At 75.8% G+C, this 12839-nt stretch carries 7 protein-coding genes, 1 tRNA gene and 1 pseudogene; 1 reads left to right on the top strand and 8 read right to left on the bottom strand.

The window, feature by feature from the left end; all coding sequences use genetic code 11:
• Window positions 1-8 precede the first annotated feature (8 nt).
• The 6 genes and pseudogenes from FJK98_RS22400 to FJK98_RS34865 form a co-directional block, all read right to left on the bottom strand.
• Entirely contained in the window at window positions 9-2357 is a 2349-nt protein-coding gene (locus tag FJK98_RS22400) for a transglutaminase domain-containing protein (protein WP_240762269.1), read from the bottom strand.
• Complete coding sequence (locus FJK98_RS22395; RefSeq protein WP_145920757.1) at window positions 2333-3658, bottom strand: DUF58 domain-containing protein; 1326 nt, start codon at window positions 3656-3658, stop codon at window positions 2333-2335. The genes FJK98_RS22400 and FJK98_RS22395 overlap by 25 nt, the downstream gene beginning before the upstream one ends.
• 10 nt (window positions 3659-3668) lie before the next feature.
• Window positions 3669-4667: a MoxR family ATPase gene (locus FJK98_RS22390; RefSeq protein ID WP_145920756.1), complete on the bottom strand. Its 999-nt coding sequence runs from the start codon at window positions 4665-4667 to the stop codon at window positions 3669-3671.
• Window positions 4668-4702: 35 nt separating this feature from the next.
• On the bottom strand, window positions 4703-7327 hold the full coding sequence (locus FJK98_RS22385) for a fibronectin type III domain-containing protein (RefSeq protein ID WP_205789158.1): 2625 nt from the start codon (window positions 7325-7327) through the stop codon (window positions 4703-4705).
• Between the two features lie 183 nt (window positions 7328-7510).
• Window positions 7511-8002 carry a fibronectin type III domain-containing protein gene (locus FJK98_RS34870; RefSeq protein ID WP_168222353.1) on the bottom strand — a complete coding sequence of 164 codons (492 nt, stop codon included), beginning with the start codon at window positions 8000-8002 and terminating at the stop codon, window positions 7511-7513.
• Between the two features lie 2769 nt (window positions 8003-10771).
• A pseudogene (locus tag FJK98_RS34865) lies at window positions 10772-11071 on the bottom strand (hypothetical protein); the annotation flags it as partial.
• A 93-nt stretch (window positions 11072-11164) separates the two neighbouring features.
• On the opposite strand from FJK98_RS34865, the gene FJK98_RS22375 reads away from it, so the two are divergent.
• Window positions 11165-11248, top strand: a tRNA-Leu gene (locus FJK98_RS22375).
• Here FJK98_RS22375 and FJK98_RS22370 read toward each other — a convergent pair.
• Both FJK98_RS22370 and FJK98_RS22365 read right to left on the bottom strand, forming a co-directional pair.
• Entirely contained in the window at window positions 11230-11436 is a 207-nt protein-coding gene (locus tag FJK98_RS22370) for a hypothetical protein (protein ID WP_145920754.1), read from the bottom strand. The two genes, FJK98_RS22375 and FJK98_RS22370, sit on opposite strands and share 19 nt — an antisense overlap.
• Window positions 11437-11486: 50 nt before the next feature.
• Complete coding sequence (locus tag FJK98_RS22365; protein WP_145920661.1) at window positions 11487-12611, bottom strand: IS630 family transposase; 1125 nt, start codon at window positions 12609-12611, stop codon at window positions 11487-11489.
• Window positions 12612-12839 lie beyond the last annotated feature (228 nt).

The raw sequence follows: 12839 nt of genomic DNA, 5'->3' as shown, positions 1-12839 counted from the left end.
GGAACCGGTCAGCGGGGCCAGCGCAGGGGGCCGGGGTGTGCCGACCAGAGCAGCCGCCGCCAGCGGGGCCGGGCCGCCCGCAGCGCCGCCGCGTAGCCCACGGCCACGTCCCGGGCCCGGTCGGCCTGGGCGTCGGTCAGCGTGCCCGGCGCGAAGGCCGCCTGGTTGAGCAGCCCGGCCAGTTCCGCCAACCCCACCGGGTCCGCACCGGGGTCACCGGTGCCGGCATCCCCGGCGGGGCGGGAACCGCTGGCCCGGCCGGTGTCCTCGGCGAGGGCGCGGCGGGCCCGGTCGGCGACCTCGGTGGCGGAGAGGTCCCCGCCGACCGGCCGTCCCGACAGTCGCAGCGCGTCGGTGGTGTGCCGCCACGCGCCGCCCACCCGGGTCCCCGGGTCGCCCCGGCCCAACCGGGCGCGGGTCTGCGCCCGGCGGCACCCGACCAGCCCGGCGAGGACCAGCCCCGCCAGCAGCAACCCACCGGCGCCGAACCCCACCAGCAGCGGCGTCGGCCCGCCGCGCTCCCCGCTGCTCCGGCCCGGCGTGGCCGCCGCCGGTGGGGTGGCCGGTGGGGTCCCGGTCGGCTCGGGCACCTCCGACGGCGGCGGGCTCGGCGGGGCCGGCCGGAAGTCGTCCTCCACCGGCCGGGGCGTGGTGTCCGGGCGGGGCCGGGGGTCGAACGGCACCCACCCCACCCCGGCGAAGAGCACCTCCGGCCAGGCGTACGCGTCGGCGGCCCGAACCGGCCCGTCACCCCGGGCGGTGAACCCGACCACCACCCGGGTCGGCAGGCCGGTCAACCGGCCCAGCACCGCGAAGGCGGCGGCGAACTGCTCCGAGGTGCCCCGCTGGCCGCCGCCACCGCGCGGCCCGAACAGGAAGAACTCCAGATTCGGGTACGCGTGCCCGCTCGGCGCGTCCGCCACCAGCCGGTAGTGCTCGGCGAGGAACTGCTCCACCGCTGCCGCCCGCGCGTACGGGGCGCCGTTCTCCTCGGCCAGGTGGGTGGCGAGCCGGCGTAACCGTTCCGGCGTCCCGTCGGGTACCCGCAGCACCCGGGCCACCTGCGCCCCGGCCGGTACGTCGGCGGTGGCGAGCAGGTTCGCGTCCAGCCGTTCCCGCGCCGAGGTGACCGTGTACCTCAACCCCGGGGTCAGCCCCTCCGGCCGGATCAACGTGCCGCTCTGCGGGTCGTACGCCACCCGGGCCCCGTCGACCGTGCGGGGGGTGGCCACCGCGGGCAGCAGCCGGCCGGTCAACCCGGCCACGGTGATCTCCTGCCGGACCGTGTCCGACGCCTGCGGGTCACCGCCGGGCAGGACCCGACCGGCCGTGCGGTAGGTCGCCCCGACCCGCCAGGTCACCCCGTCGTAGTCGCTGAGCACGGCCAGCCGGATCGTGGTCGGCCCATCGCCCGGGCCCCGGGTCGACACGTCCAGCAGCTTCTGCTGCGGCTCCAACGCCCAGCCGGAGATCCGGATCAGCGGGTTCTCGTCCAGCGACTCCACCCGGGGCGGCGGCACGTAGCGGCGCGGGTCGACCGGCCGGTCGTCGATCCGACCGGCGAGGGCCGGCCCGAGCAGCGCGGCCGACCCGACCACCACCGCCACCCCGGCGGCGGAGACCACCGTCGCCCGGGCGCGCACCGGGCCGCGTACGGCCGGCGGCAGCCCGGCGACCGGGTCGCCTCCCGGCGTGCGGCCGGCGGCCAGGGCGAGCGCGACCAGCCCGGCGAAGACCACCGTCGGCCCGACCGCCGGTTCCGCGTTCGGGCCGACGACGTAGACGGCCCCGGCGTACAGCGCGGTGGCCGGGAGGAAACCGAGCAGCACCCGACCGGCGCGCAGCGCCACCTCGGCGCCGGCCAGCCCGGCCAACCAGGCGGCGACCACCGGCACCAGCACTGTGTCCGGGGCCGGCTCGACCGGGATCATCGCGGTGAGCAGCCGGGGCACCGCGTTGCCGACGGCGTCGGCGGTCACGTCGAGGAAACCGCCCGGCAGGTCGGCGTGCGCGGCGGCGAGCCGCACCGACCAGGCCGTCGCGCCGAGCATGACGGCCACCGACAGCGGCGCCACCTGCCAGGACGGCAACCGGCGGGCGGCCACGCTGACCAGCACCGCCCCCAGGGCCGCGCCGCACACCAGCCGGGTCAGCAGGTCACCGGCGTACACCCGGTCGAGCGCCACGCCGGCCAGGCCGACGGCGGCGACGAGCGTCGCCGGCACCACGGCCGCCCGCAGCAGCCGGGCGACGAACCGGCCCGGCCCACCGCCGGCCGGGCCACCCTCCCGCGCCGGGTCCGGTCGGACGGCGTCGGGCCGGTCGGCCACCGTCACCATCGGCCGGTCGCGTCCCACGCGGCGGCGAACGCCGCGCCGTCGACCGCGTCGAGCACCACCGGCCCGGCCGCCGTCGGCGTCGGCCCGGCCGCCCCCAACACCCCCACCAGCACCGACGGGTACGCCCCGCGCAGCGCGCCCACCCGCCCCACGTCGTCGCGGCCACCGGGGCCGGTGAGGAAGACCAGCGTGTCGCCGGGCCGGTCGGCGCGCAGCCGGGTCAACGTCGCGTCCAGCGCCGCGCCGTCCGGGTCGCCGCCGGCCGCCCCGGCCCCCGACCGCTGCCCACCCGGCCCTGTCCCGCCCCAGCCCGGCCCGCCGGGTCCGAGCCCGCCGGCTCCACCCCCGCCCGGCCCACCGGCGGCACCGGGTTGCGGGGTGTCCGGGCCGCCGACCGGTCGGCCGGTGCCCCGCCGGTCGCGTCCCGGGGAGTCGACCAGGGTCACCGCGGCCAGCCGGTCCAGCGGCGGGTCGGCCGTCCGGTCGTCGGCCGGGCACACCAGCAGCAGCACCACCGGCAGGTCCTGCCGGAACACGGCCACCACCAGCGACGCCGCCGCCTCGCAGGCCGCCTCGAACGACGCGGCCACCCCGCCGGAGCGCTCCGGGTGGGCGGCGGCCCGGTTGTCCACCAGCACCACCAGCCGGGGCAGGCTGGTGTCCACGTTCTCCCGCACCATCAGCTCACCCACCCGGGCGCTGGTCCGCCAGTGCACCCGACGCAACTCGTCACCGACCACGTACTCCCGCAACGAGTCGAAGGTGATCGACCCGTGCGGCACCCCGTCCACCCGCCCGTCGAGGCTGCGCCCCGCCCCGGTCGGCACCGCCGTCAACGGGTACACCCGGGGATGCACCCGGACCACCGCCGTCGGCCCGTACGCGCGGGTCGCGGCGTACAGGCCCAGCGGGTCGCGGCGGGTCACCCGCAGCGGCCCCACCGGCAGCACCCCACGCCGACGGGTCGGCACGTCGTACCCGACGCCGGTGTCCCGGCCGGGACGCAGCCGCAGCACCGGCACCGGCACCGGCCGGCCCGCGCAGTGGTCCTCGGCCAGCAGGCTGCCCACCCGCAGCCGCCCGGCGTTGCGGACGGTCAGCGCCATCCGGGCCGGCTCACCCACCGCCACCCGGTCCGGGTCGGCGGTGCGGGACACCACCAGCCGGGGGGTACGGGCCGCCACCAGCACCGCCTGCCCGACCGCCACCGCGCCCGCCGCCCCCAGCACGGCCAGCTCCGGGTACGCGAACCGCAACCCCGCGCCGAGCAACGCGGTCGCGGCGCCGAGCAGCCCGGTGCCCCGGGCGGTGAGCCCCACGCCGGCCCCGTCAGCCGTGCGTCGGGGTCGACTGGCCCGACGGCAGCGGCACCGGCACCGACGCCACCGCCTGACGCAGCACGTCGGCGGCGGTCACCCCGCGCACCTGCGCGTCGGCGGTGAGCAGCAGCCGGTGGGCGAAGACCGGTTCGACGAGCGCCTTCAGGTCCTCCGGCATGATCCAGCCCCGGCCGTCGATCAGCGCGTACGCGCACGCCGCCCGGGTCAACGCGATCACCCCACGGGGGCTGACCCCCACCCGGACCTGCGGATGCTGCCGGGTGGCCGTGGCCAGCCGCACGGCGTACCCGTAGAGGGGTTCGGCGATGTGCACCCGGCGGGCCATCCGGACCATCTCCCCGACGGTGGCCGTGTCGGTGACCGGTTGCAGCGAGTCGGGGGAGCGGACCGTCGCCCCGCGCAGCACCTCCACCTCGACCGCCTCGTCCGGGTAACCCACCGACAGCTTCACCAGGAAGCGGTCCAGCTGCGCCTCGGGCAGCCGGTACGTGCCGTCCATCTCCACCGGGTTCTGCGTGGCGACCACCAGGAACGGCTGCGGCACCGGATGCCGGACCCCGTCCACCGTGACCGTCCGCTCCTCCATCACCTCCAGCAGCGCCGACTGGGTCTTCGGCGAGGCCCGGTTGATCTCGTCGGCGATGACGATGTTGGCGAACACCGGCCCCGGGTGGAACTCGAACCCCCGGCTGGCCTGGTTGAAGATCGTCACCCCGGAGACGTCGGAGGGGAGCAGGTCCGGGGTGAACTGGATGCGCCGCCACTGGCCCTGCACGGTCGCCGCCACCGCCCGCGCCAGGGTGGTCTTGCCCACCCCCGGCACGTCCTCCAGCAGCACGTGCCCCTGGGCGAACAGGGCGGTCAACGCCAACCGCACCACCTCCGGCTTGCCCAGCACGACCGCGTTGACGTTCTCGGCCAGCCGGGCGGCCAGCGCGGCGAAACCCTGGACCTCCGGCTGGCCCAGCGGTGCGGGGGTGTCGTTCACGACGGCGGGATGCTCCTCGGCTACGGCGGCGCTGGTCAGCAGGTGGGCAGCACGGCGATGTCGTCACCGCCGGCCAGGTTGAGCCAGGCCCAGGGGATGTAGTTGCGCCCCTTGTAGTCGACCCGGACCCACCAGGTGGACTGCTTCTGGCCGTTGTAGATCCAGGAGTCGACGTTGTCGCCCTGCCGCCGACAGTACGCCCGCAGCCGGGTGCCCGGCTTCGCCCAACCGACCTGTTTGTCGTTGTCCTGCCGGGGCACCGAGAAGACCTCGTTGCCGTTGCGACCGTCCACATCGGCGTCACAGTAGGTGCGCTGGTCGCCGTCCGGGCCGTTGACGCAGGTCGCCACCCCGTACAGCGGGTCGGTGACCTGCGCCCGGGTGGCGGTGCCCCGACCGGCGGCGTTGGCGGCCGTCACCGTCACCGTGTAGGCGGTGCCCGGGGTCAGGCCGGTCACCCGCAGGCTGGCGCAGCTGCCCGTGGCGCTCTTCCCGCCGGTGGCGGCGGTGCAGGTCGACTCCCCGCCCCCGGCGTCCACGGTGAACGTCACCGTCACCGACGTCGCGTCCGCCGACGACCCGGTCACCGTCACCCGGGGCGCCGCCACCGTCCGGGCGGTGACGCTGGCCTCCGGCCCCGACCCGGCCTCGTTGACCGCCCGCACCCGCACCAGCACGTTCTGCCCGTCGCCCAGCCCGGTGACGGTCGTGTCGGTCCCGGTCACCTCGCTGGTCCGCCCGCCCACGTCCACCTGGTAGCGGGTCACCGGGCGGCCGTTCGCCGCCGCCGCCGACCACTGCACCGCGACCGTGCCCGCCCGGTCGGCCACCGTCGCCGCCCGCAGGCCCGCCGGCTGCCCGGGGGCGGTGAACGGCACCACCGGCTCACTCATCGGGGAGGCCACCGAGGCGGCACCCCGGTCGCTGACCGCGATCACCGTGAACGCGTACTGGGTGCCGTAGGTCAGCTCACCGGCCGGCACCACCAGTTCGGTGCGGCGCGACTCGCCGACCGGGGCGTTCGCGCCGGCCGACGTGGCGGTCACCGCGTACCGGGCGATCCGGTTGCCCTGGCCGTCGGCGGCCGGCCACCGCACCAGCACGGTGCCGTCGGGGCGGGCCTGCGCGCTGACCCCGGCCGGTGGGGCCGGCACCGCCGAGGTCGGGGTCACCGGGTTGCTGCGCCGGGCCGGGCCGTCGCCCCTGCCGTTGACCGCGTACACCGTGAACGTGTACGTCGACCCGTTGGTCAGGCCGGTGACCTCCAGCGACCGCTGGTTCGCCCCCACCTCGTGCCGACGCCCGGCACCCTGCACCACGTACCGCAGCACGGCGGAGCCGTTCGCGGCGGCCGGCCGCCAGGCGATCCGGGCCCGCGCGTCCCCGGCGGTGGCGGTGACCTGACCCGGCGCGCCGGGCTTGCCCACCCGGGGCTTCGGCGGTGGAGGCGGCGGGGGCGGGTCCGGCGGCGGGTCCCCGCCCAGCACGTCGTTGGCGTACTTGTCGACGGTGCGTACCCGGTGCGCGTCGTCGACCACCCGGGCGGTGGCCGAACCCGGGGCGTTGATGAACAGGTGGTTCTCCCGCACCTCCAGCTCCAGCGGGCCGGTCGCCCGACCCGGCCGGATCGTCTCCACCAGCTGCCCGGCCCCGTCGAACGCGTAGACCGCGCCGGTGACCCCGTCGGCGCAGTAGAACCGGCCGGCCCAGGCCACGGCCGGCCCCACCCGGTCGCCGCTGCCCGGCACGACGAACCGGGTGACCACCCGGCCGTCACCGACGGCGAGCACCCGCCGTTCCCCGCCGATCGTCACCGGCACCACCGGGCCGCTGGTCCGCGCCGGCACCGCGCCACCCGCGGCGGCCTCCAGCACCGTACGCCGGGTCTGCCCGCCCCGGACCGTCACCAGCGTGCCCGTGGTGCGGTCCAGCACCGCCACCCCGTCGTCCAGGGTGGACAACGTCAACTCGTGACTCGGCTCGGCCACCGGATGCGTCTGCACCCGCCGGGGCCCCCGGTCGTCCGCCGCCCCCGACGCCGGCCCGGACGGCAGCGCGGCGGCGGTGACCGCCGCGACGGTGCCCTCCGACGGCACCGCGATCCACAACCGGCCCCGGCCGTCGAACGCGCCGGCCGTGATGCCCGGCGGAAACAACACCGGGTCACCCACCGGCACCAGCGAACGGGGATCGAGCTGACGCACCACGCCGCGCACCGCGTCCACCACGAAGGCGGCATCCTCGTGCAGCACCACGTTGACCCCGAGACCGGGCGTGGTGGGAGTGGTCGCGGTGATCTGGAGGGTGGCCAGGTCCAGCGCGCTCACCTGGCCGGTCTCCAGGTCGCGCAGGATGAGCAGCCGGTCGGTCTGGGTGACCTGCACCGGATGCTGCCGGGCCCCGGGAACCTCCTTGCGGGTGTCCACCTTGGCGGTGATCCCGTTGACCCGGGCCAACTCGCCCCGGGTGCTGCTCCACAGCCAACTGCTGGCGTCGAAGCTGGCCAACGCCTCCTCGGCGGCACCCCGACCCAGCAGGGTGAGGCCCAACGCCGCCACCAGCGCGGTCACCGTACCGACCGTGACCAGCCCACCCCGCAACCGGGACCGGCGGCGGGACGCGCCACCCCCGGCGCTCGCGGCATCGTCGATGCTGGCCACAGCGGGTCGCCCTCCGTCCGGTGGCCCGGGGCGGCGTGCCGGGTGCCGAACGCCCTCGCCTGAACCGTGGGCCATCATAGGGGCCGATCCGGGACGAGGAAACCCGTACCGTTCCGCTTCGGACACCCAGCGTGCCGGGTCAGCGGGTGGCGAGCCGTCGCCGTGCAGGCCGCGGCCGCCCGGTCAGCCGCTCGGCGATGGCCGGACCCGGTCGGTGCAGACCTGACCGGAGGTGGCGAACGAGTCCGTCGAGTAGACCGCCAGCACCGTGAAGCAGTAGTCCACGTCGGCGTTCAGACCGTTGACGGTGAAACTCGTCTGTCCCGGGTCGACGGTCGCCATCACCCCGAGCGCCCGCCCCGTCCGTCCACCCGCGACCATGAACGGCACCGACCCGCCGCTCGGGTCCGACCAGGTGACCGTGATGGTGGCCGCGTCGTCCCGCAACTTCAGGTCGGCCGGGGGCGGGCCGGCCGTCTCCCGGGGCGCGGTGCCGGTCGACCGCTGCGGCCCGTCCGCGTCCTGGCCCAGGGTCAACGCCCCGACCGTGCCCCCGGCGGTCAGCACCAGGACCACCCCCGCCACCACGGCCACCGTCCGGCCCCGGCGGCGCGCCCGCCCGTCCCGCACCGGGTACGACGGCGCAAGCTCCGGATATCCCGTCCCCTCCGGCACCGGCGGTACGCCCCGGTCGGTGGCACGCTGCCCGTCCGGGCCGGGCGCCCCGGCCGACGACCCGGTCGGCTCCGCCCCTGCCCGTGGTCCGGGCTCCGCGCTCGTTCGCAGCGCAGGCTCGTGGGCGGTGGGTGGCCCGAACTCGTGCGTGCTGTCCGGTGCCGGTGATCCGAAGCCCGCTCCGGGTGCCGGCGCCGGCGGTGACCCGGTGCCCTGCCCCGACTGTGGATCGGGCTCCTGCGCGGTTCTCCGTGCCGGCAGCGCACCGGCGTCGTACCCGTCATCCGACGGCGACCCGGGGTCCCGCCCCGAGCCCGACGGCCATCCAGGGTCCTGTCCCGAGTCCGACGGCCATCCGGTGGCCTGCTCCGTGTTCGGTGGCCATCCTGGGGTCGGTTCCGTGTTCGGTGGCCGTCCGGGGGCCTGCGCCACCGCTGGCGGTGAGCCGGCGGTGCGTCCCGGGTACGGCGGCTGTCCGGCGGCCTGCTCCGTAGCCGGTGGCGGCCCGGGGACCGGCTCGGTCATCGGTACCAGCGGCATGATGATCGACCGGCCCGACGCGACGTCGTCCCACGTCGCGTCGTCGACGGGAGCATCGCCCGACGGTTTCGCATCGATGCGATCGGGTTCCGCCCCGATCGGTTGCGCCGCTCCGGTCGGATCCGGTCCCGGTCCCGGTTCTGCGGGGGGTGGCGGTGCTGGTGGAGTGGTCACCGCCGGATGCTCGTTCCGCAGGTCGAAATCGCTGATGGCTGCGGGTGCAGGTGGTGGGACGGCTGCTTGCACTGCCGGCGGTGCTGCCGCTGGTGGGATCGCCGTAGCCGGTGGCGATGTGGCTGCCGGCGGGGCGTTCGTCGTCGGCGGTGTGGTTGCTGACAGGGGGTTCGTCGTCGGTGGCGGCGGGATGGCTGACGGCGGGGGAACCGCTGGTGCCGGCGCCGTCTGCGGTGGTGCCGGTGGCGAGGAGTGCGCCTGTGCCGCTGCGGATGCCGGTGGACGATCCACAGGTGCGGTCAGGGTGGGCGGTGGATCGGCTGCGGCCGGGGACGCCGGAGCAGCTGTGGCGCCGGGTGCTGTGGCGGGAACCGGGCCGGCCGTGTGTCCGGTTGCCGCGGTGGGTGCCGTTCCGGCGGTGGTGTCGCCGGAGGTCGCGCTGCGTGCTGAGTCGGCCGGGTCGGCGGATGACGCCGTGGGTGCCGTACCGCCGGGTGCGGTTGTCGCCGGGGTCTGCGCGGGATCGCGGTGCTGCTCATCCAGCAGGGGGCCGATTTGCTGGACGCGTACCGTCGGCCGGTCCCAGCCCGGCGCGGGTGGGGCCGCAGCAGGGCCCGGTACGGGCGGGGCTGCCGGAGTCGCCGCCGGTCCGGGCGCGACCGGCGGTGCGGATACCGGCGCGTCGGCGGGTGCGGTGCCCGGTGCGGCACGGTCGCCGGTCGGGGCTGACGTGGCGGTCGGGAGGTTCCCCGGTCCCACCCGGTGCGCGGGATGTTCGACGGCTGGCGGGTTTGCGCTCTCCCCGATCGGGCGGACGTCAGGGACCTGTGCTGATGCGGCCTGCTGCTCCGTGGGCGCCTGGGCGGGGCCGGTCGGTTGTTGCGGGAGGCCGGCCGGTGGCGCGCTGACCGGCCCGGCGAAGGGGTTGGCCGGAGCGGGCGGGGTGGCGGTGGGGAGGGGGCGTACCGGGCCGGCCCCACCCGGCGCGGGTGGGAGGGCCGTCGGCTGGCCGTGCCGGATGGGTGCGCCGGCCGGTGACAGGCTCGGCTGGCCGGGGCCGGTGGGCGGCCCGGTGGGGATCGGGACCGGTCGCCCGTGCTGGGCCGGCGGCCCGGACGGCGCCGCAGCCGGCGGCCCGGAGTGCGGTGCGGTCGGGGGAACAGCCGACCGGTCGGGCCCTCCCGGTGGCACGAGTCCTCTCGGCGGGACGGGTTCTCCCGGCGGGACCGGCGACGACGGGTGCGGCGACGAAGGGGAGGGCTGCTGGAAGTGCGGGGGTGCCCAGGGAGACCTGGGCGGTGCGCCACCGGAGACCGGAGCGGGTGACGTCGGATGCCGCTGCGGCGGGACAGCCTCCGGGGCGGCGTCCGGCCCCGGGGGAGCGGCGGGTGGCGGGGACGCCGGTGGCCCGGACTGCGGTGCGGCGGAGGGTGGATAGGGCCGGGGTACGGCGGGCCGGTGGGTGGGCTGGACGCCGTACATCTGTCGGGGTAGTGGCACCCGGGGCTCGACGCCCGGAGCGGGGCCGCCCGGTGCGGGGCCCGGCCGTGGTGCCGACGGGCGTACCGGCTGGCCCGGTGAGGGCGCGCGGCCGGCCGAGGCCGGTGGGCCGGGTGCGGTGGGGGTGGGAGGCGCGGAGACAGGGTGGGGCGACGGCGGTACCGACCCGGGCCGGGGCGTCGGGAGCGGCCGGTATCCCTGGTGGGGGAGCGTCGGGGAGTAGCCGGGAGGGGCCGACGGGGGAGACGGCGGTGAGGCGGTCGCAGGTGCGGCACCGGGTGACGGGGGCGGTGGCTGACCGTCGGGGATGCCGAGGTACTGACGGGCGGCGCGTACGGCGGGATGCTGCTCGCCGAGCGCGGCGGGCCCGGCGGTGGCCACGCGGGTGTAGTTGCGGCGGGCCTCGTGCCGGTTGCCCAGTTCCTCGGCGACCCCCGCCAGGTCGAAGGCCAGGGCGAGCATCAGCGGGTCGGCCGGGTTCCACCGCCGCTCGCCGGCCGCGTACGCCTCTTCCAGCACCCGACGGGCGGCGGCCGGTTCGTCGGCCTCCCGGTGCAGCCTCGCGAGCAGGTGCGCGGTCCCCATGATCTCCGGGTGGTCCTCACCGTACGCGGGACGGGCCGAAGCGATCGTGTCAGTGAGCAGCCGGCGGGCCGCCGACAGGTCACCGGCGGAACGCAGGGCGAGGGCCCGGTGCTGGACTGCGGCGAGGGGTGAGGGTACGGACACGCAAGCAATGCTGCCGTCTGAGCGGGTCCGGACGCTACCCGCCCGGTGCAGGCGCGACGAACGGGCTCCTGACCTGCGATGATCCGGTTCCCGTCGGTGGGTCGGGCGGCGATGTGCATGATCCATACGGGCCGTGTACAGTAATGCCCCGTGCGGCCCGCCAGGGCGGCTGACCGGGGTGAAAGCCACCGGAGCCGACACGGTAGGCTGGACGGGCAGGTCCGGGTGGCGGAATGGCAGACGCGCTAGCTTGAGGTGCTAGTGCCCGTATAGGGCGTGGGGGTTCAAGTCCCCCCTCGGACACGAACCAAATCCCAACGGTGTGCGCCAAGATCCACTATGGCGCGCACCGTTTGTGTTTCGTCGTTGTAGGTCAGCTTGAGCCGGAGGAGCCGGTACAGGTCGAGCTTGTGCTCAGGCTCAGCCTCGGTGAGGGCTCCGGCGATGTCGCCCAACTCGGCAACCAGCGAGGCGATGTCATCAACGGTCATCGCCTCGACGGCCTGAGTTCTAGTGCTGTGACCGGAAACGTTGGCCGGTTTCAGGCCGCCGTTTTGGCGGGGGTCTGACCCCAGCGGCGTTGTCGTTCGGAGCGGATCCGGGCTCGTTCGCGGCGTTGGGCGGCGAGGACGTCGGGGTGACGGGCGTTGGCGTTGCGCCAGCGCAGGTAGTTGTGCAGGGCTTGGGTCGCGGCGGGATGGTTGGGATGGTTCGACCCGGCCACGACGAACATCCGCAGCGGTCCGAAGTGCGCCTCGATCGGGTTCGCCCACGACGAGTACGTCGGGGTGAAGCACAACTCGACCCGGTTCCGGGCCGCCCACTGCCGGATCTTGACGCCGCGATGCGCGGAGAGGTTGTCCAGGATGACGTAGACCGGCGCGCCGTCAGGGCGGGCGGCCCGGATGCTCTTGAGCGCTGCCAGGGTGTTCGCCGCGGACTTTCGCCGGCGCACGACACCCCAGAGGGTGTCGTCGCCGACGCTGTAGCAGGCGTGGAACTGCCGGACCCCATGCAGCTTGTGGTAGTTGCCGGGGAGCCGGTCCGGATGCCCGGCCCGAGTCCAGGACGCGCCAGCGTGTGGCCGGATCGTCAGCGGCCCGAACTCGTCGAAGGCGAAGACCCGGTCCGGGAACGCCGTGGTCACCGCCTCGATCCGGGCGAGTTTCGCCTCAGCGTTCGGGTCGTTGGTCTCCTTCCACGTCTTCGTCCGCTGGAAGGTGATGTCGTGACGGTGCAGGAACTCCCGCAGCCGTTCCCGGCCCACGAGCACCCGACGCGGGCCGTGGTTGTGAGCCAGGTAGTCCGCGAGTTTTCGCAGGCTCCACCGGGTGAACGGCTGGCCGAGCGCTTGCGGTCTGGTCTTGGCCGTCGCGACGATGAACGCTTCGTCGTCTTCACTGATTCGGCGGGGACGGCCACCCGCCCACCGAGGGTCCAGGCAGGCCAGGCCCATTTCGTTGAACCGGTGGATCACCTCACGGACCGCGTCCTCGTCCCCCTGGACCAGGCGGGCGATTGCCGCGACGGTGTTCCCACTGGCCGAAGCCATGATCACCATCGCCCGACGCAACCGGATCGGAGACCCGGTCCCACGCCGCACGATCTGCTGTAGTCGCCGGCCCTCGTCATCACTGAGCCGACGAGCCCGGACAGGTTCTGCCATCCCGACAGCCTGAACCCTCCACCAGCCACCACCACGACCACTGACCGGCGTGTCACCCAACCCGGCCAACGTTTCCGGTCACAGCACTAGCCGCTGGTGGGTGCGCTGCGAGCGCTTGGTCCCGCTGCTGTTCGGCCTCGGCGATCCATGCAGTCACGACGGCTGGGCTGGCCCCTTCGTCTAGTACTGCAACGGCAGTAGGCGAATCGTCTTCGGGTCGGGTTCGTT

Origin of the sequence: Micromonospora sp. HM134 (genome assembly GCF_007833915.1) — a bacterium.
GTDB lineage: Bacteria > Actinomycetota > Actinomycetes > Mycobacteriales > Micromonosporaceae > Micromonospora > Micromonospora wenchangensis.
The sequence above is the reverse complement of the archived record's forward strand: the minus strand, read 5'-3'. Positions and strand labels throughout refer to the sequence as shown.

Coding starts and splice junctions, on each gene's coding strand:
- FJK98_RS22365 (WP_145920661.1), bottom strand. CDS start 12,611: ATGGCAGAACCTGTCCGGGCTCGTCGGCTCAGTGATGACGAGGGCCGG.
- FJK98_RS22370 (WP_145920754.1), bottom strand. CDS start 11,436: ATGACCGTTGATGACATCGCCTCGCTGGTTGCCGAGTTGGGCGACATC.